General features: G+C 39.7%; 17 protein-coding genes. 14 read left to right on the top strand and 3 right to left on the bottom strand.

The window, feature by feature from the left end:
- The first annotated feature begins 111 nt into the window (after positions 1–111).
- The 4 genes from HR060_RS04315 (at position 112) to nagZ (ending at position 5,794) form a co-directional block, all read left to right on the top strand.
- Positions 112–741, top strand: a complete 630-nt coding sequence (locus HR060_RS04315) for a TetR family transcriptional regulator (RefSeq protein WP_174199047.1) — start codon at positions 112–114, stop codon at positions 739–741.
- 4 nt (positions 742–745) lie between these two features.
- Positions 746–3,043, top strand: a complete 2,298-nt coding sequence (locus HR060_RS04320; protein ID WP_174199048.1) for an acyl-CoA dehydrogenase — start codon at positions 746–748, stop codon at positions 3,041–3,043.
- 128 nt (positions 3,044–3,171) lie between these two features.
- On the top strand, positions 3,172–4,773 hold the full coding sequence (locus HR060_RS04325; protein ID WP_174199049.1) for a response regulator: 1,602 nt from the start codon (positions 3,172–3,174) through the stop codon (positions 4,771–4,773).
- A gap of 19 nt (positions 4,774–4,792) precedes the next feature.
- The gene (gene nagZ / locus HR060_RS04330) at positions 4,793–5,794 is read left to right on the top strand and encodes a beta-N-acetylhexosaminidase (RefSeq protein ID WP_174199050.1); all 1,002 of its coding nucleotides are present in this window, start codon (positions 4,793–4,795) and stop codon (positions 5,792–5,794) included.
- 9 nt (positions 5,795–5,803) lie between these two features.
- Here the strand turns inward: nagZ and HR060_RS04335 are convergent, their stop codons facing one another.
- Positions 5,804–6,475: a TIGR01621 family pseudouridine synthase gene (locus HR060_RS04335; protein WP_174199051.1), complete on the bottom strand. Its 672-nt coding sequence runs from the start codon at positions 6,473–6,475 to the stop codon at positions 5,804–5,806.
- Positions 6,476–6,574: 99 nt separating this feature from the next.
- Between HR060_RS04335 and HR060_RS04340 the strand changes: the two genes are divergently transcribed.
- From HR060_RS04340 to HR060_RS04355, 4 genes are all read left to right on the top strand, one after another.
- Positions 6,575–6,958: a hypothetical protein gene (locus HR060_RS04340; RefSeq protein WP_174199052.1), complete on the top strand. Its 384-nt coding sequence runs from the start codon at positions 6,575–6,577 to the stop codon at positions 6,956–6,958.
- Positions 6,959–7,018: 60 nt separating this feature from the next.
- Positions 7,019–8,002, top strand: coding sequence for a succinylglutamate desuccinylase (locus HR060_RS04345; protein ID WP_174199053.1), 984 nt, complete (start codon positions 7,019–7,021; stop codon positions 8,000–8,002).
- Positions 8,003–8,153: 151 nt separating this feature from the next.
- The gene (locus HR060_RS04350; RefSeq protein ID WP_174199054.1) at positions 8,154–9,923 is read left to right on the top strand and encodes a TonB family protein; all 1,770 of its coding nucleotides are present in this window, start codon (positions 8,154–8,156) and stop codon (positions 9,921–9,923) included.
- Positions 9,924–10,113: 190 nt separating this feature from the next.
- Positions 10,114–10,857, top strand: a complete 744-nt coding sequence (locus HR060_RS04355; protein WP_174199055.1) for a DUF6279 family lipoprotein — start codon at positions 10,114–10,116, stop codon at positions 10,855–10,857.
- A gap of 47 nt (positions 10,858–10,904) precedes the next feature.
- On the opposite strand, the gene HR060_RS04360 is transcribed toward HR060_RS04355, so the two are convergent.
- Positions 10,905–11,798 carry a GGDEF domain-containing protein gene (locus HR060_RS04360; protein WP_174199056.1) on the bottom strand — a complete coding sequence of 298 codons (894 nt, stop codon included), beginning with the start codon at positions 11,796–11,798 and terminating at the stop codon, positions 10,905–10,907.
- A gap of 177 nt (positions 11,799–11,975) precedes the next feature.
- On the opposite strand from HR060_RS04360, the gene HR060_RS04365 reads away from it, so the two are divergent.
- The 6 genes from HR060_RS04365 (at position 11,976) to HR060_RS04390 (ending at position 21,709) form a co-directional block, all read left to right on the top strand.
- Positions 11,976–13,943 carry a monovalent cation:proton antiporter family protein gene (locus HR060_RS04365; RefSeq protein ID WP_174199057.1) on the top strand — a complete coding sequence of 656 codons (1,968 nt, stop codon included), beginning with the start codon at positions 11,976–11,978 and terminating at the stop codon, positions 13,941–13,943.
- A gap of 136 nt (positions 13,944–14,079) precedes the next feature.
- On the top strand, positions 14,080–16,302 hold the full coding sequence (locus HR060_RS04370) for a S9 family peptidase (RefSeq protein ID WP_174199058.1): 2,223 nt from the start codon (positions 14,080–14,082) through the stop codon (positions 16,300–16,302).
- Positions 16,303–16,616: 314 nt separating this feature from the next.
- Positions 16,617–19,064, top strand: a complete 2,448-nt coding sequence (locus HR060_RS04375) for a TonB-dependent receptor (RefSeq protein ID WP_174199059.1) — start codon at positions 16,617–16,619, stop codon at positions 19,062–19,064.
- Between the two features lie 167 nt (positions 19,065–19,231).
- Complete coding sequence (gene aqpZ / locus HR060_RS04380; RefSeq protein ID WP_174199060.1) at positions 19,232–19,936, top strand: aquaporin Z; 705 nt, start codon at positions 19,232–19,234, stop codon at positions 19,934–19,936.
- Positions 19,937–20,009: 73 nt separating this feature from the next.
- Complete coding sequence (gene rlmF / locus HR060_RS04385) at positions 20,010–20,960, top strand: 23S rRNA (adenine(1618)-N(6))-methyltransferase RlmF (protein ID WP_174199061.1); 951 nt, start codon at positions 20,010–20,012, stop codon at positions 20,958–20,960.
- Positions 20,961–20,968: 8 nt separating this feature from the next.
- Positions 20,969–21,709, top strand: coding sequence for a lipoprotein intramolecular transacylase Lit (locus HR060_RS04390; RefSeq protein ID WP_174199062.1), 741 nt, complete (start codon positions 20,969–20,971; stop codon positions 21,707–21,709).
- A 54-nt stretch (positions 21,710–21,763) separates the two neighbouring features.
- On the opposite strand, the gene HR060_RS04395 is transcribed toward HR060_RS04390, so the two are convergent.
- Entirely contained in the window at positions 21,764–23,581 is a 1,818-nt protein-coding gene (locus tag HR060_RS04395; RefSeq protein ID WP_174199063.1) for a CsiV family protein, read from the bottom strand.
- Position 23,582: the final 1 nt, after the last annotated feature.

Below are 23,582 nucleotides of genomic sequence, written 5' to 3' on the forward strand. Positions count from 1 at the left end.
CAAACAAAAATCCCCTAATTGTCCATTTCTTTGTACAGTACAAAAATTGACTAATAAAAATTTAAAACATACATTTAAAACGCTTGTTTGAATTTTTATTGAGAGTAATAAGTGAGCCAAACGAAAGATAAAATCATTCTGTCAGCGCAAAAGCAGTTTGCGGAGTTGGGGTTTGAAGCCAGCTCACTTCGCCTTATTACAAAAAATGCTGGAGTGAATTTAGCTGCTGTGAATTACCATTTTGGTAGTAAGAAAATGTTAATTCAGTCGGTGATGGACAGATCGATTAGGCAATTTGCGCCATATCTCAAAGAGAAGCTTGAACAGTTAATACTAAAAGAAAATGTAAAAACTGCAGACATTGTTGAAGTGTTTATCGATGCGCTTAAACAGCTTGATGAACAATCTGACGAGCAAAGCATGGTTTTTATTAAGTTAATCGGTAGAAGCTACGCCGAATCGCAAGGGCATTTGAAAAGGTACTTTGTTGAAAATTATCCCGAAGCTTTAGACGCACTTTTGCGTTTAATGCGTCAGTTAATGCCTAGTCTGGACGATGAAGCCATTTTTTGGCGTTTGCATTGTGCATTAGGCAGTCTGGTGTTTTTAAGCACCAGTGCCGATGCATTGATTGAAATGGCTGAAGCGGAGTTTAACAGCCATGTTAATAAACAGCATATTTTAGATGTAATGCCAGGGTTTCTCGAATCGGCATTAACCGCTAATAACAACGAGAGGTGAAACTATGGTTTTGTTAATTCTAATTTTGGTTACGGTCGCAGCTATTTTGCTCGTCAAATCAGTCAGGAAAACACTGATTACTCAACCTGTTTTTAGTTTGTTTAAACGTTTACTGCCGCCACTATCTACCACTGAAAAAGAAGCCATGGACGCAGGGGATATATGGTGGGATGGGGAATTGTTTTCAGGCAAACCTAATTGGCAAAAGCTACATGGGTTTCAAGATGCGACACTGAGCCCAGAAGAGCAGTCATTTATTGATAACGAGCTTGAGACACTGATGGCAATGCTCGATGATTATCAAATCAGTTTAGACAGAGACTTACCTAAACCTGTATGGGAATATATTAAGTCTAACGGCTTTTTCTCCATGATTATTCCCAAGCAGTATGGTGGCTTGGCTTTTTCAGCGGCTGCCAATTCGCATATTGTTACGCGAATTGCGACTAAAAGCCTAAGTGCTGCTGTCACTGTGATGGTGCCCAACTCTTTAGGACCAGGTGAGCTTTTGATGCATTACGGTACCGATGAGCAAAAAGATAAATGGTTACCCGGTTTAGCATCAGGTGAACATATCCCTTGTTTTGCACTGACTGGCCCAGAAGCTGGCTCTGATGCAGGTGCTATTCCTGATAAAGGTATCGTATGCAAAAGAGAAGTTGACGGTGAAGAAGTGCTGGGGATCAGTCTTACTTGGAACAAACGTTACATTACATTAGCACCTGTTGCCACTGTATTAGGTTTAGCCTTTAAACTTTACGATCCTGACAATTTATTAGGTGATGAAAAAGAACTCGGTATCACATGTGCCCTTATTCCAGCAGACCATCCAGGTGTAAATATTGGCGATCGTCACAATCCGATGCATTTAGCCTTTATGAATGGGACAACTTCAGGCGAGGATGTGTTTATTCCTATCGATTGGATAATTGGTGGGCCAGAATATGCAGGTCGAGGCTGGCGTATGCTTGTCGAATGTTTGTCTGCAGGGCGAGGAATTTCATTACCCGCTTTAGCAACTGCTCTTGCACATCTATCTAGTAGAACGACCAGTGCTTACAGTTATGTTCGCAAGCAGTTTGGTTTATCTATCGGACGTTTTGAAGGTGTACAAGAGGCTTTAGCGCGCATAGGCGGTAACAGCTATAAACTAGAAGCGACTCGAAAATTTACCGTCAGTGCACTTGATATGGGGTACAGCCCGTCAGTTGTGACTGCTATATCTAAATACCATATGACTGAAATTGGTCGTAATGTTCTCAATGATGCAATGGATATTCACGCTGGTAAAGCCATTCAAGCCGGTCCTAACAATTACTTCTCTAACACCTACATGGGTGTGCCAATTGCTATTACGGTAGAAGGGGCCAACATCCTAACTCGTAATTTAATGATATTTGGCCAAGGTGCCACTCGTTGTCACCCCTATGTGTATAAAGAAATGTTAGCCGCTTCTGAGCCAGATAAAGAAAAAGGTTTAGAAGAGTTTGATAGTTTGCTTTGTAAGCACGCTCGCTTTACTACAGGTAACTTTATCTCTAGCTTGTTCTGTGGTCTGACGGCAGGCCAGTTTATTGAAAGCCCGATAGCAGGAGAGACGGCTAAATATTATAAACAGCTTACTCGAATGAGTACGGCAATGGCACTTGTAACCGATATGGCCTTATTAATATTAGGCGGTGCACTTAAAAGAAAAGAGATGTTGTCCGCTCGCTTGGGCGATGTTTTAGGTCAACTTTATATGGCTTCAGCTGTACTTAAGCGTTATGAAACTGACGGTCGTCAGATGGCTGATTTGCCCTATGTTCACTATGCGATGCAAGAATCCTTGCACAAAGCTGGTGTTGCTCTTGATGAGTTTCTTCAAAACTTCAGACCGTGTTGGCTCGCAAGGTTATTAAAATTTGTGATTTTCCCTTATGGCCAGCCTTACCAAAAACCGGGTGATATTTTAAGCCGTAAACTATGTAAAAGCATGCTTAAGCCAGGCATTAGTCGTGAGCGTATTTCTTATCTTTGTGATTTAGGCAGTGATGAGAAACCGACTGCCGCTGGCATTGTAGAAAAAGCATTTTTAGCCATGCTTGAATGTCGCGATATTGAAAAGAAAATTCACGCTGCTCAGAAATCGGGACAATTACCTAAACGGTTACCTATGGACCAGCTGATAGATCAAGCATTGGAAAAAGGATTTATCGACCAATCTGATGCCGATAAGATTCATCACGCCGATGAGCTTCGCAAACAAGCTGTTGCGGTTGATAGCTTCAAAGCCAGCCAATTTCCGCAACAAGCAAATTAACCCTCCTTTAAATATTCACATTTACTTTTAGTAAATGTGAATATTTTCATTAGCTTACTGAATTTTGCCACGCAACTGCTATATTTTTTTGATAAGCATTCAAATCAACGATCGGTACAGCGTGAAACATGAACCAACCCAAAGCTAGGTTATCAGATATAAGAAAATACGGCGCGATGAGTGCACTTGTTGTCGATGATATTGAATCTATGTGCAAAGCCATCACACAAATGCTGTCATTACTTGGGTTCAAAAACGTTTACCAAGCCAAAGATGGCAAAGATGCATTGCGGATAATGCAGGATGTCAGAGTCGATTTGATCGTTTCTGATTGGAATATGCCTAAAATGACAGGATTTGAGTTACTGCAATCGATAAGGCGCAAAGAACTTCGCAGTAACCATATCCCTTTTATCATGGTGACAGGTAATTTAGAACAAGATCACGTTGTGAAAGCTATTAGTAGTGGAGTGTCTGAATACCTCGTAAAACCTTTTTCTCAGCAAATGTTAAAAGAGCGAGTCAAAAGGGCTTTTCAAAACCCAGCTCCAGGCCTTAAACGAGAAGCGCTGGAGGAGCGTTACAGCTCAACACAAGTTAAAGAAACGCAAGCCGTTGAGTTGCCGGAAAAAATAAAAACTATCTTATTGGTAGATGATGAACCTGATAATTTGCATGTTCTTGCTGGGCTTTTAAAGAAATATTACAAAATCAAAGCATGTCGTTCTGGGCAAGCTGCAATTGACATTTGCTTGGGTAAGAGTCCACCTGATTTGATTTTACTCGACATTATGATGCCTGGAATGAATGGATTACAGGTATGTAAAGCACTTAAAAATAACCCTAAAAGTGAGCACATCCCTATTATTTTTGTCAGTGCATTAGCAGAAACTAAAGATGTCGTTAGAGGGTTAGAATTAGGAGCCGTTGACTACATAACTAAGCCTATTACGCCAGCGATTGTTTTAGCGCGGGTAAAAACGCACATGCGTTTGATTGATCAACAAATAGCGATGACCAATCAAGTTGATACATTACTTGAGAATTTAAAACTACAAGAAGAAATGGAGCGAATATTTCAACACGATTTGAAAAATCCATTGATGGCTATTATGTCAGCTAGTACCACTTTAGAGCGCAATACTACTTATAAGACTAAAGCGTCGGTCGAAATGGTCAAAGAGTCGGCTGAGTTGATGACTCAGATGATTGATAATATTCTGACTTTATATCAACTTGAAACGGGTCTTTACCAGCTCGAAGCTAAACCTGTTGCGGTTTATGATTTGATCACCAGAGTGGTCGATGGTTTTAAAGATCTCAGCCAACAAAAAGATATTAAAGTTAGAACAGTACTTGCTCAGAACGATCATTTTTTAGGAGAGTACCTGCTCAGTTACACCATGTTTGCTAACTTGGTTAAAAATGCAATTGAAGCAGCACCACGTGGTACTGAGGTTATGATAACCAGTCGAGCCAATGATAGTCGATTAATTATTTCTATCGTCAATCAAGGCGTTATTCATATTGCGATCAGGACTCGCTTTTTCGAAAAATTTGTTTCACACGGTAAAAAGAATGGTAACGGTATAGGCACGTATTCAGCTAAGCTAACCGCCCAGGCACAAGGAGGCGATATTGAATTTGAAACCTCCGAGGAAGAAGGAACCGAAATCATGGTAGAGTTAGAGCGTATAAGCCAAGAACAAGAAGATAATTTATTACTTTAAAATGACCACAGCCAATTTAATGTTAGATGTTCAGGGTTATGAACTTAACCCCGAAGAAAAAGAAATGATCGCTCACCCTTTCAGTGGTGGGTTAATTTTATTTGCACGAAATTTTCATGATGTAAAACAGTTGCAAGAATTGACAAGGCAGATCCGCGAGGCGAGCCCAGAGCCTATTTTAATAGCCGTTGATCAAGAAGGTGGAAGAGTCCAGCGCTTCTTAGAGGGCTTTGTCAAAATTCCGCCGATGGCTAGTTTTGAGAAAGCATACAGCGATGAAGCACAACAGTTAAAAGCGGCGTCTGATATAGCCTGGTTAATGGCAACCGAAGTAATGGCATGTGACATTGATATCAGTTTTGCTCCCGTGCTTGATTTGAATCGAATTTCCAAAGTTATTGGTCACCGAAGCTTTTCGGCTGAGCCAGAAACAGCCCTGCGATTAGCACAAGCATTTATCCGCGGTTTAAAACAAGCGGGTATGAAAGCTACAGGTAAACATTTTCCTGGACATGGCAGTGTAGGTGCAGACTCCCATATCGCAATGCCAATAGATGATCGCTCTTTTGAAGAAATTAGTCAGGTGGATATGTCGATTTTTACCAGCCTTATTGCTGATAACCACCTAGATGCGATCATGCCTGCTCATGTTATTTATTCCCAAATTGATAAAAAACCTGCTGGCTTTTCGTCAAAGTGGTTGCAACAAATTCTCCGAAAACAACTTGGTTTCAACGGCGTGATTTTTAGCGATGACTTGTCAATGGAGGCTGCCAACTATGCAGGAGGTTACGTAGCTAAGGCTGAAGCTGCATTGCATGCGGGCTGTGACATGGTATTAGTTTGTAACGAGCCTAAAGGTGCTGCACAAGTACTCGATGCTTACCAGCAACTCAAGCCTCTTGTCGCTAAAGATGCTCGCAGTATGGTTAAGCATCAATTATATCGTTTTGATGAACTAAAGAGCAGCGCTAAGTGGCAGCAAGCTCAGCAATTGGCCGATAAGTTAAATCAGCTCTAATGCTAATATCTATTTAGTTTTGGGCCAACTTAGATACCAAGGTTCAGATAGCTCATTGCTGATCTTGGCTAAAACGGCTTCATCAAAAAGTGTTGATGGGGCCGGTGGTTGTTTAAATTCAAAGTTTTTCTGACCTAGGCTAAATTTCAGCGCATAGGCATGCAGATAAACTCTATCTGCACTCTGGCCTTTATATAATTCATCCCCGTATATTGGGCTGCCTAAAGACTTGAGTGCCACACGTAATTGATGTGTTTTTCCTGATAACGGTCTTAATAAATACAGTCTTTGTTTTGGTGCAATGCCATAGCTAAAAAATTGTGTCGTGGCTGGATTGTGGTTTGTTTTTAGCAACTTGAAACTTGAGTTTCTGCTTTTTGCCATGTCTCCTTTAATGGTGCCTTGTTTTTTTTTGCCTTTCTCTGCGATTGCTAAGTAGTATTTCTCAATATCGTGTTTTACAAACAACTTGTTGAAGTTTTGCTCTGCAGCTAGGTTTTTTGCCATGATAAGTAAACCTGAGGTGACTTTATCGAGGCGATGAACAGGGTAGAGTTCTTTTTGATTCAAGCGCGTTTTCATTTGATTAAAAAAGCCAATTTGGCCATTATTATCATGAAAATCGACGTTGTGAGGCTTATTACAGACAATAAAGTCTTCGTTTTCAAAGATTAAACTCATAAAAGCGATATTCTTCTAAGTATTACTAACTAGCACGTTAAGCTAAGATTATATGTTAATAGGTATCTTAAACCTACAGGCATATTCCATAGGGGACTTATGATTTGCAGATTTAGACAATTAGCCCTGATAACATTCGTTCTTTTTTTATCTGCTTGTAGTGAGCACGTTGACGAGTATGCGCAAAGACCGACATTGAAAAAAGTCGACAAAGTGCTTGCACCGCAGTTTGTTTCAGGGGAATGGCGTTATAGAGGCGCTAGAGCGATAGAAAAAGGCATTGCGGCATATATTCAAATACCTGATCGTATTGAGTTATCTGATAATCAGCAAAGAGAGTACATTCAAATGACTATCTGTCCCAAAATTGAAGAAATGGCTTTTTGGGAGAGTATTTTGCCTTATAAATTGTACATCCGTACATACAATTACGTGGATCGTAATTATGTAGAGACATATTGTCCTTCACCATTTCACAACTAATATTGAAATGCGCTTAACAAGAGCGCATGCTTGGTGAAAGTCAGCTTTATTAGTGCCCATATGATACTAGAACAAGTCCTAACCGCACAGTCTTCCATTTCAGACCAACTTAACTTTTCAAATGCCCCACACTGGGCACCGGGCGTTTTTTATTTCGCCCCAGAGCAAATAGATGAACATGTACCAATTGCCATCTTATCAGCGGGTATTCATGGAAATGAAACTGCACCCATTGAGTTGTTAGCCAATAAAATTGAACAAATTCAGGCTGGGAAGATAAAGTTAAAAACGCCCGTTTTATTTATATTTGGAAATGTAGATTCGATGAAAGTAGCAGAGCGTTTTGTTGAAACTAATCTCAATCGTTTATTCCATTTTCCAGAACAATCACCTCAGCCAAAAAACAAAGAGCAACACCGTGCATTGCTGATACAAGATGCAGTAAAAGCTTTTCGCGAACGTTACCCAGTTCAAAAATGCTGGCATTTAGATTTACACACGGCCATCAGAGCTTCTCAGCATGAAAAATTTGCTATCATGCCATACGATTATCAGACTGAGTCAGCTGTTGATGATCCTATCTTTACTTCACTGCTTGTTCGCTCTGGTGTCGAAGTACAACTTAAAAGTGACAATCCGACATCTACATTTAGCTTCTACACGGTAAATGCGTTAGGTGCACAATCTGCAACTGTTGAGTTAGGGCAAGTCAAACCTTTTGGTCAAAATGACCTAACTAAATTAGCGGCTTTATCAGACGTCTTAACTAATTGGCTTGAAGGTAATACAGAGGATGGGGGTCTAGCCGCAACTAACTTTCAGAGTTGTCAAACAATTCACAAAACATCCGAGCACTTTTCTTTATCATTTGATAATCAATTAGCAAATTTTACCGAATTTAAAAAAGGAGATTTGCTTGCCACTGATAATAAAAGAGAGTATCGAGCAATGTATGATGGCGAAGCGATTGTTTTTCCAAATGCAAACGTCGAGATAGGCCACAGGGCCTTACTTACTGTTATCAGAACAAAAATTGAAAATTGACCCTTTAATTAAATTAACTTTTGTTCAATTTTTTGTAAAAAAAACTTGGTATGCAATGGACAATTATTGAATTTTAGGATTATTATGAAATATGAGAACTTAGCTCAAACACTAAACAACGTATAAATATAATAAGACGTAGTGGCCATATATGAATAAAGCTAAAAAAGCACTGACTAAATTAATCACTCTGTCGTCTTTGTTGATTGCCGCTTTCACTGCAAGTGCAAGCATTGAGTCAGCAAAAAGGGATTACGAAAATAGGGAATATAAAGCAGCTTTCAAAGAATTCATGAAGTATGCTAGGATAGGCAATCCGCAAGCTCAATATTATATTGGTATGATGTATTACCAAGGCAAAGGTGTTTCCTCTGACATCTACGAAGCCAATGCTTGGTTTGGACTGTCACGTCAAGGCGGATTCAGAAACTCCATCGACATGATGCAAAGACTAAGAAGAGAATTGCCTTCTAAACGCGAAGCGAAAGTTGTCGCGCAAGAATTAGAAAGCCTTTACAGTCAAGACATCCTTACTCAATCTCTATTCCCAAATTTCACACTTGACGATGCACCTGATAAGCAACTAACACCGTTGCAGATTAAAAACCCTAACTCGACTTCTGATTCGAGTGGTTGGGCACTTGTCTCGGTTACTATTGATGAAAATGGTAACGTGAGCAATGAAAAGATCTTTAACTCATACCCTGAAGGCGTTTTTGATCGAGCTTCGCTCAATGCGGCTAAAGGCTGGAAGTTCAAGCCACAAATGCGCGGTGATGAAATGGTTCAAGTTGATGATTACATTATCAAATTTGAATTTCGCTCATCAAACGTCATGGCACACCAAAGTTATTTAAGAAGCTTGTCTAAATACAGTGACTCCCTTGCTTCAAGAGCGCGTTCTGGCGATGCTGAAGCTCAATATTTACTGGCTAGACTTCACGGCCAAGGCATTATTCGCCCGCGTATGTCGGATAAAATTCGCTCCGCTTCTGCCTGGTTACTAGAAGCAGCCAAGTCAGGCCATCCAGCTGCGCGTTATGATATTGCTGAAAGACTGTTGGAAGGGCGTGGTGTTGTTGCTGACCCTGTGAAAGCTTATAAATGGCTGAAAATGTCAGCTGAAGAAGGGTACGCACCAGCTCAATACGCCTATGCTAAAGAAGTGATTCGTTCTAACGCAGGCAAAGATGAATATGCTCAAGCCGTTAAATACCTAATCAGCGCTGCCGATGCTGGAAATGGCAATGCCGAGCAAGAATTAGCAATAGTTTATTCAACGTCTATACATTACGAATACTTCTTACCTTTTAAATCAAGTTTAATCGGTAAAGATGGTCTTAACGAAGATAAAAATCACCCTGATTATTTAATGATCTTAGGTGCTGCTTATTCAGCACAGGGTTCAAATGAAAAAGCAGGTGAATTCTTATCTAATGCTTATTCAAATGCTATATCTCGTGGTTGGCCTACTGCTCGTATTATGAGTGTTGCTCAACAGTTGGGGGTTGATATCTCTGCTCAAGGCTATACGCCTAATAGTGCTATTGCTGCAGCACCTGCTCAAACACAGCCTAATACGCAACAACAGGTTCAAACGCCAGCGCCACAAGTGGCAAAAACTGAACCTACTAACAAAAAATTCAAACGCCCTAATCCGATTGATAGAATCGGCCCAATTTATCCAGTTGGTGCTGAAGAAGATGGGATTGAAGGTTGGGTTAAACTCAGCTACTCAGTCAATCGTAATGGCTTAGTAGAAGATATTTTGGTCATAAGCTCAGAGCCTGAAGAAATTTTTGACCAAGCGGCTATTGATGCACTTAAACAATGGCGCTACGAACCTATTATCGAAAACGGTACAACCGTTAAACGAACAGGATTTAAAGTTAAACTCGCTTTTAACTTAGACCAAGAGTAGATAGTATTTTCAAATCACAAAGCCCGTTTTATACGGGCTTTTTTATTGGTCTTTCAAGGAACTGGCTTAAATGAGGGATATCCGCTTACTTTTTAATAAGAAGATCTGGCTAATTGTTACTTGCCTATTTCTCACCGCATGCAGCACAAAATTTTACTATAACAATATTAGTTGGTTGCTACCTTGGTACATGGATGATTACGTTGACTTAAACACCGAGCAAGAAGAGGCTTTCGAGCCCCTGTTAACTAAGTTTATGGATTGGCATCGCCATACTCAATTAGCCCGCTATAAACAAACGATAGCCGCTACTCAAGTTAGTTTGAGTAAAGGGGATATTTCTGAGCAAGAGTTAGAGCAATTATTTATCGAGTTACGTAGCTTTTGGGAAGACTTTAGACTAGAGATAACCCCATTACTTGTCGATGTTGCCAAGCTAATGTCGAAAGAGCAGGTTGATGCACTTTTTGCCAAGCTTGATGAAGATAATCAAGAGCTTGCTGATAAAATCCTTGAGTTAAAAAAAGATGATCAATATCAGGCTGAAAAAATAAAAAATCGCTTATCTGGTATCGAAAATTGGACGGGTAAATTATCGAAGCAGCAAAAAAACTGGTTAAAAACCGAGTTAATTCGATACAAAACTGTCTCTCCTACAAATTTGGCTTACAGAAAGGCATGGCAAGCAAAGGCTAAAGGTATGATAGAGCAAAAACAATGGGCAGAGTTAGGCTCACATATTCAGCTACCATACCAATCTGAAAAAGCTAAAACACTAATTGAAATTCGTCGTTATAACCAAGCTATCTCAACGGAGCTTTACCCTCAAATTTGGCAGAAATTGACTGCCAAACAGAAGAAAAAAGTTATTAGTAAGCTAGGTGAATATGTTGAAGATTTTGAATCGCTAATCGGTAGTCAAAACAAGGAGTAAATCGGGAGGCAATCCTTTGCGGGGCTTTACATTATCAATGTCGTGAATTAAGCGTATCTTAAGCAGTTTCTTCCTTCATTTTTGGCTTGGTATAAAGCGCCATCTGCTCGATTGAAAAAGCTTGATGCAGTGTCAGTTGTTTGCCAGCAAGTATAACCAATCGATGTAGAGACCTGAGCTTTTTTAATTTGCTCATTGGATGCGATGTTGGCTTTAATTTGTTTGGCTACACGACGTGCTACTAATTCATTGGCACCTTCTAATATAATTGCGAATTCATCGCCACCAAATCTAAATGCAAAGTCTGTATTGCGTATCGCATGATTAATTTCATTGGCAAACTCAATTAAGACTTTGTCACCTTCACTATGACCAAACGTATCGTTTGCTCGCTTAAAGTTATCTAAATCAAGCAATAAAATGGTTAAATCTTGGTTGTTGCGCAAGGTACGGCTAATCGCTTTTTCCAAAATATCATCAAAGTGAGCTCGATTACCTAATTGCGTCAAATGATCTTTAAGTGCTTGCTTTTGTAACTGTAAGACGACTAATGCATTTTTTAATGGGTAAAAGAGTTTTTGCTGTAGTGTTTTTAATATTTGAATATCTGCGGTGCTAAAAACTGTATTACTGTGGTACGTAATATAACCTAAGTCGTGATGGTCTTGATTTAGGTCACTAAAATATTGGGTGCTGCCATTAGTATATTCGCTATTGGTATAGCTATTTTCGTCACTTTGAAATTGAATACCAGTAAGACGGACAAACTTTGCCGCTTCATCGGCAAATATCTGCAAAATATGTGGTATTTTTAAACTGGTTTGTAACTGTTCTACTAAATGATTGAAATTTGGCTGAAAATCGCCAGTCAGCCTTGCTACACTTAAATTAGGTTTAGTGCTACTTGGCTCTATAAAATTATAACAATGTAAATTATCCATCGAACTACCTCTAGTCAGTTTGCTGACACTTGTAGTTAATGCGAATAACGTACCAACTTTTATAAATACAGATAAAACATGGTCTTGATGTAGTTTTTACGTCTTTTTGACGCTACATTGTTAATAGTCATATTGTTAACGACAATTTTTGTTTCCATTCGAGTATAAGGTAAATAAATGGAATTAGGCATTTTTGAAGGTCTTGTCTTATTACTAGCTACATCGGTACTGATGATTGCTATTTTTAGACGTTTTAACATTACGCCTATTTTGGCTTACCTATTGGCAGGTATTATTGCGGGTCCTTCTGGGTTCTCTTGGATAAGCGATTTGCACGATGTGCACTTTGTTGCTGAGCTCGGTATTGTCTTTTTACTTTTCTCCTTAGGTCTAGAATTCTCATTTCCCAAACTTATTGCCATGCGCAAAATGGTGTTTGGAACGGGCACATTACAGGTTATTTTAACGTTAACCGTGATAATGGTTATTTGCTTATCGCTCGGTTTTAGTTGGCAGGGCGCATTTGCTATTGGTTGTATTTTAGCGCTTTCTTCCACCGCTATTGTTATCAAGCTGCTATCTGAATCAGGTAAGTTACAAAACCGAAAAAGCCAGCTCGCAGTTTCAGTCTTATTATTCCAAGACATTGCCGTAGTGCCTATGCTGATTGTTTTCCCAATCTTATCCCTTGGTGAAGGTGCCGCATTTGGCAGCGCTTTACTGGAAGCATCACTTAAAGGTATCGCTGTATTTGCATTACTCATAGGGGCTGGTAAGTGGATCTTACCTCGAGTATTTGACGAGATTGCACAAGCTCGAAGTAATGAGTTATTCGTTTTAACCACGTTACTCGTTGCATTGGTTGCTGGTGGTGTTACGCATTTGTTCGGTCTGTCTATGGCATTAGGCGCATTTTTGGCTGGTATGATGTTAGGTGAAAGTCAGTACAAACATCAATTAGAAGCGGATATTCGTCCATTTAGAGATATATTAATGGGATTATTCTTCTCTATGGTGGGTATGTATTTAAACATCGTCACCATTTGGGAGTCTATTCATTGGTTAATTCTTGCCTGCGTTGCCACATTATTAATTAAAATATTAGTTATTTTTGCGACTGCAAAATTAATGAAAGAGAAAACCAATGATGCACTCGCCGTTTCGATAAAACTATGTCAGATGGGTGAATTTGGTTTTGTCTTAGCTGCCTTAGCATCCGAAAACAAACTTATTAGTCCTGAAGTGACATCTATTCTGATCGGTGTTGGTGTATTGAGCATGGCTGTAACACCATACTTAATTAATAATGCACAAAAAATTACTAATCTCATATTGATGGGGGATTTGGTTAATAGTGAAGATAAAATGCCCGGCTTTAAATCTGAACTCAAAGACCATGTGGTGATTTGTGGTTTCGGTCGTGTGGGGCAAACGGTTGCTCGTTTTTTAAGAACTGAAGCAATTCCTTATATTGCAGTAGACTTTGATCCTATGCGTGTGCAAGAAGCGCAACAAGCTGGAGAAAAAGTACATTTTGGTGACGCCAACAACCCAGATATTTTAAAAGCGGTGAATGCGCTTGAAGCGCAATTAGTGATTGTCACCTTAGATGAGCCAGTCAAAGCAACACAGGTCGTGCATCAAGTTAGAATTTTATCACCTGATATTAAAGTAATTGTAAGAACCACAGATGATGAGCATTTACAAAGTCTTAAATCTGCAGGAGCGGACGAAGTTGTACCTGAAAAATTGGAAGGTAGCTTGATGCTGGTGTTACACGTACTGTTTCGCTCTGGTGTGCCGGTGAGAAGAATCTTTAGCCGTATACGAAGAGAAAGGCGCTCTCAATACAATTTTATGCACGGTTTCTTCCCTGGCGAAAATGTGGATATTGGCGGTGAGAAACGCGACCAGCTTGAATTTTTACATGCCATACCGTTACCCCTTGGTGCACATGCTGTCGGTAAATCAATTGCAGAGCTCGGCTTAAGCGATATGAAAATTGATGTCGTTGGTTTGAGACGAAACTCTCAAGAGATTGAATGGCCAAGTGACTCCATGCGTATACGTGAAGATGACATTATGGTCATTAGAGCCAAGCCACATCGCGTCGAAAAGGCGGAGCGCTACCTACTTGAAGGCTAGGTGATAAGTGCTGGCTGTAGTTACGTAAAAAATACTGGACGTATTAAATCGTTCTCGCAGATAAAAAGCGTTAACTTGTTTGCAGGTTAGCGCTTTTATTTTTAGCATAGCCCGATCGTTTACAAAGGATAATAAAATGACTTTACGTACTTTAAATGCTTGGCTTACCGCATGTTTGTTGTGGTTTAGCGGCATTACCCATGCTGAGCCGTGGACTATAGAGCGCATTGCTTCAGAGCCTAGTTTATCGGGTGACTCACTTAGAAAAGTTCAGTATGCACCTGATGGTAGCCGTATTACTTACCTGAAAAATAGAACGGATGAACAATACAAGTTTGATCTATGGCAATTTGATGTCAAAACTAACAAACACAGTCGTTTAGTTAATGCCGATGATTTACTTCAAGGTAAAGAAGTTTTATCGGATGAAGAAAAAGCGCGCCGTGAACGTTTGCGTTTATATGGTCAGGGCATCGTCTCATACAGCTGGTCTGCGGATGCATCAGCCTTGTTATTCCCGTTAAACGGTGATGTTTTCTATTATCAGCTCAATACGAAGCAATCTCGCAACATCACAAAATCTAGTGGCTTTGAAACGGATGTTAAATTTTCTCCAAATGGCCAGTACATTTCCTATATACGTGAACAAAATTTATATTATTTTGATTTAAAAGCGGGCAAAGAAGTTGCCGTGACAAGTGTAGGTGGTGGCACCATCAAATTCGGTATGGCTGAGTTTGTAGCGCAAGAAGAAATGACTCGTATGACAGGTTACTGGTGGTCACCTGACAGCCAAAAGTTAGCGTTAACTAAAACCGATGAACAAGATGTCGACATTGCAGTAAGAAATGAAATTTATGCCGACGAAATTAAACTATTTGAGCAGCGCTATCCTTTTACAGGTACGGCTAATGCTGCAATTGAATTAGGTATATACCAACTTAGTAACCAATCAACGACTTGGCTTGATTTAGGCCAAGATAAAGATATTTACTTAGCTCGAGTTAATTGGCAACAAAATAGCCAAGTACTGAGTTATCAATGGCAAAATCGAACTCAACAAAAGTTAGAACTTAGATTTTTTGATCTAGCAACTGCTAAGCAAGAAGTGGCGCTAACTGAAACCAGTAATACTTGGGTTAACTTGCATAAGTCTCTTGCTTTTTTAAAAGACAAAAAACGTTTTATTTGGGCATCTGAACGAGATGGCTACAAGCACCTTTACCTTTACCGTATAAACGAATTAAACAAGCCTGTGCAGTTAACTAAGGGTGAGTGGGTTGTTGATAAACTTGAATACGTTGATGAAAAACGAGGCGATGTTTACTTTACGGGAAGAAAAAATACACCACTAGAGAAGCATTTGTACAAAGTTAATTGGCATGAACCTGGCGTAATCAAAAAAATATCTAAGCGAGCGGGTTACCACAATGTTGTTTTTGCTAAAGATGGATCTGGTTATATCGATAACTTTTCTACTGCCAATAGCCCAGAGCAGGTGAGTATCCATGATAAAACGGGTAAACAGTCTGGTTGGTTAGTCGAAAATGCATTAGATAAAAACCACCCTCTGCACGCTTTTCTTGATAATTGGGTTGAGCCTAGATTCGGTACATTAACTGCTGAAGATGGGCAAACGCTACACTATAGCATTTATAAACCCAATAAAATTAACCCATATATAGCACACCCAGCCATTGTTAAAGTGTATGGTGGACCTCATGTGCAAAGAGTGACGAATCGTTGGAGCCACCGCAATTTGTGGAATCAGTACATGGCCCAACAGGGCTATGTTATTTTTGCCCTAGATAATCGAGGTAGCTATTATCGCGGTAAGGCATTTGAGGCACCGATATATCGTCACTTGGCAGACCCTGAAATCAATGATCAAATTTTGGGTGCTAAATACTTAGCCTCTTTAGATTATGTTGATGGCAAAAAAATTGGCATTTTCGGCCATAGCTACGGTGGCTACATGTCGTTAATGGCGATGTTTAAAGCTGGCGATTATTTTAGTGCAGGTGTATCTGGTGCGCCTGTAACAGACTGGTTACTTTACGATACGCACTACACAGAACGCTATTTAGGTCACCCAGAAGAAAATGCGGCTGGTTACACGGCAAGCTCTGTCTTTCCGTACGCTAAAGATCTCAAGGGCCGATTATTAATTTATCATGGAATGGCCGATGACAATGTGCTGTTTACTCACAGTACCAAGTTATACAGTGAGCTACAAAAACAAGGTAAGCTATTTGAAATTTTAGATTACCCTGGCAGTAAACACAGTATGCGAGGCAAAGCGGTTCAAATACACCTTAACCGCTCAATAAGTGACTTTTTTGACCGTCATTTAAAGTAAAACATTCAAAAGCTGGGTAGGTTATTACCCAGCTTTTTTCCTGCCTTTCTAAGTAAAACAATCCATATCCTTTTTTAATTGAAGTCCACTTTTTAAAGTTGTGTTAAGTGACTGACAAAACCGCATGAAAACCAAGCGACAGTTACGATAATTAATCTCTTTATATTATTAAGCTGTTGAAATTAAAGGTTAAATTTAATTGATGATACTTAACATTTCTTGAATGTGGTGATGGAACTTTCCTCTATATGATTTTAGCCAGATGGAACTGCAGACGCGTTCTAATCATAAAAATTATATGAAAGAGGAATATCATGAAAAAGACACTTTTATCAGTCGCTATTGCTTCTAGTTTTTCTAGTATCCCCAGTTTTGCTCAAGCTAATGAAGGTGAAGAGCTAGAAGTAATATCTATCACTGGTTCTCGAATTAATCGTGCCGATATGGAGACAGCATCGCCTGTAACTGTCATCAGTGCAGGGGACATTGCTGCACAAGGTTATACTTCGGTTGAAGCGATATTATCAGACCAACCTGCTATTGCAGGTATAAATTTGGGTTCAAATTCCAATAATGGCTCGGGTGGTTCAGCTACGGTTAACTTAAGAGGAATGGGCGAACAACGTACTTTGGTATTACTTAATGGTCGCAGAATGGTAGCTTCTGGTATTGGTGCAGATAGTTCTGTTGATTTAAATACCATCCCTGTGGGCATGATCCAATCGATTGAGATTTTAAAAGATGGAGCCAGTGCGGTATATGGTTCTGATGCTATTGCTGGTGTCGTGAACATTATCACTAAGAAAGACTATGAAGGTACTGAAATTAACTTAACTGGTGGTATGTCTGGTGAGGGTGATGGTGAAACACTCGGTTTGAGTATCTTACATGGCTTGGATGGTGATGATTATAATTTAGTACTTGGTGCTTCTTATGATGAGCGAAAAGAAGTCAAACAAGGTGATAGAGATTATATCCCTGAAGGTTGCTCTTCGTTCATACCAGAAGGCTCATTAGATGGATGGGTACCCGATGGCAATGGTGGTTTTAAAGAGCGAGATTCATGTTATGACTATGCTGCTGAATCTTTAGCCCAAACCCCCAATGAAATTTACAATGTGTTTTCGGCATTGCAAATGGATTTGGGCAGTGATGTCTACTGGGATACGGATATCATGTATACCTTTAGAAAATCTAATCAAGAAATGGCCCCACAACCAGCAGCAATCGATTTATCTGTTTGCCAAAGCTATGAACAAGGTAACTGTTTAGATATGGGCGATGTGTTAATTCCTGAATTGGATGAATTGGAATACAAGCGCCGCATGACAGATGCAGGTAATCGTATTTATCAGCAAGAGACAGAAACGTATCGCATCAGCAGTGAATTAAATGGTGAATTGGCTTCAGGCGATACTTGGAATGCTTCAATTACCTATGCAAAAAATGAATCTAAAGATTGGGTTCACAACTCCATTAATGCGGTCAAAATGGAGCAATCTATTTATGAACACCAACAGGAGTGGCTCTCAGGTCAGCCTTTATCCGATGAAATTATCGATGATGTAACTTACCTAGAGCACAACGAAGGCGGAAATGAACAATTTGTTATCGCGTTAGGTTATGCCGGTGAAACGGATAGTGAAATTGGTTATGCTGTTGGCGTTGAAAGCCGCTATGAAGAAGGCTATTACACACCCGATCAAGTCGTACAAGATGGAGAAAGTACTGCGGCGCAACAAGATCCCACATCTGGTGATTATCACGTGAAAAGTATTTATGGTGAAGTAGCAGTGCCTGTCACCGATGCATGGAATATCGAAGGTGCAGTGCGTTACGACCATTACAGTACGTTTGGCGGTGAAGCTACGTGGAAGCTTGGAACAACTTATGAAATTAATGATAACTGGATGCTTCGCGGTGTAGCTGCAACAGGGTATCGCGCACCTAATGTCTCTGAGCTTTATGGTGGGAATACCGGTTCATATGATTATCTATCAGACCCTTGGGGTAGAACGGAAGATGCACAAATTTTAGTTTTTTATACTTCTGATCCCGATCTTCAGCCAGAAAAATCAAAATCTTTAACCGCGGGAATTGTTTGGGATGCGACAGATAATTTAAGCGCGACAATCGATTATTGGTCATTTGATGTTGACGACGCTATTGCACGCGTTGATGTGCAAAATGAACTAAACAAATGTTTCTCAGGTGATTTGAGTGCATGTGAATTAATTAATGTATCACCTGATGGCGATTTAGATAACTTAACTGCATCTTTAACCAATGTAGGTAATCAAAAGACCAGTGGTTTAGATTTAAACGTGCAGTATAAATTTGATGCTTTTGGCCGGGCAAGCCGTTTTAGTTTCGATACAACATACTTACTTGAATTTGAAGAGGACGGGGTTGATTACACTGGTACCATTGGCGGTATGACAGGGGCCTATGCTGAACTCAAAGCTAATGCCATGTTGCAATCTAATATTACGGATAACTTTGATTTAACGTATCAGGCTCAATATATTCAAGGGATGGATGGTGAATACTACGGTGAAACATTCAGCACTTCATCAGTGGTTTATCACAATATGTCTGATACCTATACTCTCTCAGATCAAATGACGCTGACAGCGGGTATTAATAACCTCTTTGATAAAGAGCCAGAAGAAGTCATGGGGGGCAATGATATGGGTACTGTTCCTGAGGTTTATGATGTGATTGGTCGGACTTTCTTCGCTGGGTTAAATTATAAGTTTTAATCGTTCAAGATAGATAAATAAAAGGCAACATTTGTTGCCTTTTTTGTTTGTCTGATGAATATAAAATATTGGTAAAGCTAGTTATCTCAACTAAGGTTATTAGCGCAAGGCGTTAATCATTATGCTGTTGATTAACAATATAAAAATAAACAAAAGGATGTATTTTTATGGCGTTATCAAAAAAATTAATAGCCGAATTTATCGGCACGTTTTGGCTGGTTTTAGGGGGTTGTGGTTCGGCTGTTTTAGCTGCAGGTTTTCCTGACGTCGGTATTGGTTTACTAGGTGTTTCCTTAGCTTTTGGTTTAACCGTGTTGACGATGGCTTATGCAATTGGTCATATTTCTGGTTGTCATCTTAACCCTGCTGTTTCAATTGGTTTAATGTTAGGTGGTCGTTTTGATGCAAAAGAACTCCCTCCTTATTTAGTTGCTCAAGTATTAGGTGCTATTGCAGCCGGAGCAGTGCTTTACACTATCGCTTCTGGAACCGGTGATTTTTCACTGGCATCTGGATTTGCTTCAAATGGATACGGCGAACACTCGCCTGGCGGTTACAGCTTAACAGCCGTACTGATTTGTGAAGTAGTCATGACATTTATGTTTTTGATGATTATCTTAGGTGCAACAGATGGCCGGGCTCCAGCCGGTTTTGCCCCGATTGCAATTGGTCTGGCATTAACACTTATCCATTTAATTAGTATTCCTGTATCTAATACATCTGTTAATCCAGCTAGAAGTACGGGGGTAGCAGTATTTGTCGGTGATTGGGCCGTTTCACAGCTCTGGTTGTTCTGGGTAGCTCCTATTGTCGGTGCGGCTATTGCTGGTATTGTATATAAAAGTTTGTTTTCAGAAGACAGTACGAATTAAGCGGTAAAAGCAGTGACTCACATCGGGGGCTATGGGACAATAGCCCCGTTTTTTACTCGTACAAAATACAACTATGCCGTCCCAACCTTTATTGCACAAAAATAACCGTCACCAAGCTAGGTATGATTTACCTGCTTTATGCCAAACCTTGCCTGAGCTCAAGCAACACTTGATAGAAGCCCATGGCAATCAAACGATAGACTTTAGTAACGATGCCGCAGTTAAAGCACTTAACCAAGCATTGTTAATGCATTTTTATAATATTCAGTTCTGGCAAATTCCCGATGGCTTTTTATGCCCAGCTATTCCTGGTCGTGCAGATTATATCCATCATTTATCTGATTTAATTCAATCTACATTATCCGAACCTTTTAATAAGGGTAAAAAAGTCAAAGTACTAGATATCGGTGTTGGGGCTAACTGTGTTTATCCGATTATTGGAATTCACGAATATGGCTGGCAATTTGTCGGTTCCGATATCAATCCCGTATCAGTTAAAACTGCACAAACGATAGCAAGAACCAACCCTGCAATTGCACGGCATCTAAAAATAAAGCAACAAAAAGGGCAGGGAATTTTAGAAGGAATAATTGGTAAGAAGGAATTTTTTACTGCCACCATTTGTAACCCTCCTTTTCACAATTCAATTGAAGCTGCAAATAAGGGTACGCAGCGCAAATTGAGCAATCTTGAAAAAAATAAGCAAAAGCGCGGTAGTACTGACATAAAAGCGAAATCTTCAGATCTTAATTTTGCAGGCCAAGGCAGTGAACTTTGGTGTCCTGGTGGTGAGCTTAGCTTTATTCAACAATACATCAAAGAAAGCCATGTATTCGCAGGCCAGTGTGCTTGGTTTTCGTGTTTAGTATCTAAAAAAGACAATTTAGACAAACTTAAAAAGTCGCTTAAACAACAAGGCGTCGAACAAGTTAAACAATTTGATATGGCTCAAGGCAACAAGCAAAGTCGCTTTATCGCCTGGAGTTATTTCCAACAACAAGAATTAAAAGAGATTATTTTGTAAGGAAACCAATGCGCGTATTAGGGACAACATGTGTTTTATTCTTCTCTTTAGCATTTGCTTTTTTAGCTGGTTGGAAGATAACAGCAGCCTTTGAGTTTGCTTACCCACTTTGGTATCAGGTGATGGATATTGAGCAAGCTATTGCCAAATTTGCTCCGCAGAACATTTACAAACAAGATTTTGCATTAACGGACCCTCAGCAACATATACTACTTTTTAAACAAATAGCAGACAGCATCGAATTACCGTTAGCAGACGTAAAGTCTGCTTTAGCTTCGATTGAATACACAAACCGCGAACACACAGTAATTGATACGCTGTTGCACAACAGTGAAATACAGCACTTATACGATGTGGCTGTATTACTCAACACCATTAATACGTTCTGCTTTGGGGTGATTATCTTAACCGCATCGCTATTATTTGGTATGTACCAATTCAGTCAAAATACAAAAACGAGTATCAATATTAAGATAACGGATGTTTACCTTTCGATGCTAGCACTGTTGTCGGTAGGTTTGATCATCATTGCGGTTATTGGCTTTAGACCAGTATTTTACCAACTCCACAAATGGGTTTTTCCAGAAAACAGTCAGTGGTTTTTTTACTATCAAGAATCATTGATGACGACCTTGATGCAAGCGCCTTATTTGTTCGCTTACATAGGTGGTTTATTGTTATTTGTCATACTAGCAATTCAGCTTGTGACGACATTTACCATCCAACGTTTGTTAATAAAAAAAAGCTAAACCGCAAGACTGGGTTTAGCTTTTAAATAAGGCCGTATTGTCGTTTTAAATGGGTTAAAGATCGAATCGTATGCTGTTGGCAATTGATTGATTCGTGTTAATTCGCCAGTCAACTACTGGAGCGAGTTCTTTATTTTCAGAATAGAACTCGGCAGGGTAATCAAGCTCGGTGAAAGTACCGATTTCACTCGATTCTGGTGGTGTTACGTTTATGTCCTGTAAACCACTTTCATCGTCAACGACTACTGATACCTCTAACGTTTCGCTTTCTTCAACCAGGTTTTGTTCAGGCTTTTTGGGCAAATCATATCGACGCACTTGCAGAACAATCCCCATCATTGGATGATCAAAATAGTGGATTTCGGTTGAACGAATTCTTCTGTTTTGTTTGAAATGATAAGAATATAGATACTGTTTGTCTGCTTTGGGTTCAATGGTATCTGCTTGTTCAATAACAACGCCATCAGTATTCATCAGTGGTAGTGATTCAACAGCCGGTTGCGTGATTTCATCCTGTTGTTGAGTTAACGCTAACTGCTCTGGATGGATATCGGGTTTTCGTATATTAAATTCGGTCTCAATAAATAAATAATGGCGTAGGTATATTTTAAAGAGTCCATCTAATTGCCACACTTGTTCAGGCGTGCCTTTGATACTCGCTTGTTGCTGCCAAGCTTGTTGGTCTTTATCAAGTTGAGCCGTTTCTGCTCGCCATTCTCCTGAGTTGATTTTATCCATGAGCTTTTGCACATTATCCATCACTTTTTGATGTCTAAGTCTATTCTCATCACCTGCTAAAATATCACTTTGTTGATGTGGCTCGATGGTTGTATCGATTGAATCCTGTTCAAGTTGTTCGATTGGCTCACCTAGGTAATCGAACTCTTTTGAGTAATTTTTACCGGCAAAAATGCGCCAAGGTTTTTCTCTTTTTCTGCTTTTTATAGGCTGTCGCCAGCCTAAATGCGCAAGGGGCGTCATGTCTTTACGATAAATGAGCTTTTGTACCTCTTTTGAGAACACTAAACTCGACTTAGCTAACATATGAGGTTTATCGTTGTAAGCAATTTCTTTTATTGGGAAATAAAGCGGGGTATTGGCAATAAATAGATCATTTCTAGCCTGCTTTAATTGTTTGACCTCGTCACTGATACCATTAGGTAAAAGAGGCTCACATAAAGTAAATGCCTGCTGCCAAGCTGGTACTGGCCACAGCGAAGTTTGACTAAATAAACTAGGCATTTCTGGTTGTTCAAGCTCATATGCTAATTCATGCCTAAGTCCGTCTAACCTGACAAATTCAGCTACTTCATTTATCGTTTGATTAACAGGCTCTGATTGATTATCGCGATAAATAGGGCTGGAAGCCGAGTCATAAAATTGCCCTTGGTCTGAGGCTTGTTCATTCTCATTAGTATCGTTTAATTCAGTGTGTTCCGGTGCGATATTTGGCTCGCTGTCTAGCGTACTCTCGGTTAATGTTTCTGTTGTCAGTTGGCTTGGTTCAAAACCAGGTGCAAGCTCAGGAAAAACATCAAATAAATGTAAGTCCGTTTGTTCAATCGATTGCTCTAGATGACAATCTGATTTTAATTGCGCTAAATGCTTGGCATTTTTAGGGATGTGTTTATCAAGCAATGGTCTTGCTCGATTGACTTTTATCGGTTCAATCAATGGCGAGAAATTTTCCTCTAAATCTGCGCGTTCAGTGTTGCGCGCAAAGATTATCATTTCTACCTCAAACCAGCGATCGGCAGATTGCTTTGCATATGCTCCGGCTGAAAAACTGACAGATGCAGCTAAAGAAAAAGCACAAGCTAGCGTTATACTGCGTCTAACTACCGCTGGTTTTTTGAAGCCATTTTTTTTCATA

It is taken from the genome of Marinifaba aquimaris, assembly GCF_013328345.1.
Taxonomy (GTDB): Bacteria; Pseudomonadota; Gammaproteobacteria; order Enterobacterales; family Alteromonadaceae; genus Marinifaba; species Marinifaba aquimaris.

Excerpts from the sequence above, each read along its gene's own strand:
- HR060_RS04360 (WP_174199056.1), bottom strand. The coding sequence starts at position 11,798 with ATGGATAATTTACATTGTTATAATTTTATAGAGCCAAGTAGCACTAAA.
- HR060_RS04320 (WP_174199048.1), top strand. The coding sequence starts at position 746 with ATGGTTTTGTTAATTCTAATTTTGGTTACGGTCGCAGCTATTTTGCTC.
- HR060_RS04340 (WP_174199052.1), top strand. The coding sequence starts at position 6,575 with ATGATTTGCAGATTTAGACAATTAGCCCTGATAACATTCGTTCTTTTT.
- HR060_RS04395 (WP_174199063.1), bottom strand. The coding sequence starts at position 23,581 with ATGAAAAAAAATGGCTTCAAAAAACCAGCGGTAGTTAGACGCAGTATA.
- HR060_RS04345 (WP_174199053.1), top strand. The coding sequence starts at position 7,019 with ATGATACTAGAACAAGTCCTAACCGCACAGTCTTCCATTTCAGACCAA.
- nagZ (WP_174199050.1), top strand. The coding sequence starts at position 4,793 with ATGTTAGATGTTCAGGGTTATGAACTTAACCCCGAAGAAAAAGAAATG.
- HR060_RS04335 (WP_174199051.1), bottom strand. The coding sequence starts at position 6,475 with ATGAGTTTAATCTTTGAAAACGAAGACTTTATTGTCTGTAATAAGCCT.
- HR060_RS04350 (WP_174199054.1), top strand. The coding sequence starts at position 8,154 with ATGAATAAAGCTAAAAAAGCACTGACTAAATTAATCACTCTGTCGTCT.
- HR060_RS04375 (WP_174199059.1), top strand. The coding sequence starts at position 16,617 with ATGAAAAAGACACTTTTATCAGTCGCTATTGCTTCTAGTTTTTCTAGT.
- HR060_RS04390 (WP_174199062.1), top strand. The coding sequence starts at position 20,969 with ATGCGCGTATTAGGGACAACATGTGTTTTATTCTTCTCTTTAGCATTT.
- HR060_RS04365 (WP_174199057.1), top strand. The coding sequence starts at position 11,976 with ATGGAATTAGGCATTTTTGAAGGTCTTGTCTTATTACTAGCTACATCG.
- HR060_RS04325 (WP_174199049.1), top strand. The coding sequence starts at position 3,172 with ATGAACCAACCCAAAGCTAGGTTATCAGATATAAGAAAATACGGCGCG.
- rlmF (WP_174199061.1), top strand. The coding sequence starts at position 20,010 with ATGCCGTCCCAACCTTTATTGCACAAAAATAACCGTCACCAAGCTAGG.
- HR060_RS04355 (WP_174199055.1), top strand. The coding sequence starts at position 10,114 with ATGGATGATTACGTTGACTTAAACACCGAGCAAGAAGAGGCTTTCGAG.
- aqpZ (WP_174199060.1), top strand. The coding sequence starts at position 19,232 with ATGGCGTTATCAAAAAAATTAATAGCCGAATTTATCGGCACGTTTTGG.
- HR060_RS04370 (WP_174199058.1), top strand. The coding sequence starts at position 14,080 with ATGACTTTACGTACTTTAAATGCTTGGCTTACCGCATGTTTGTTGTGG.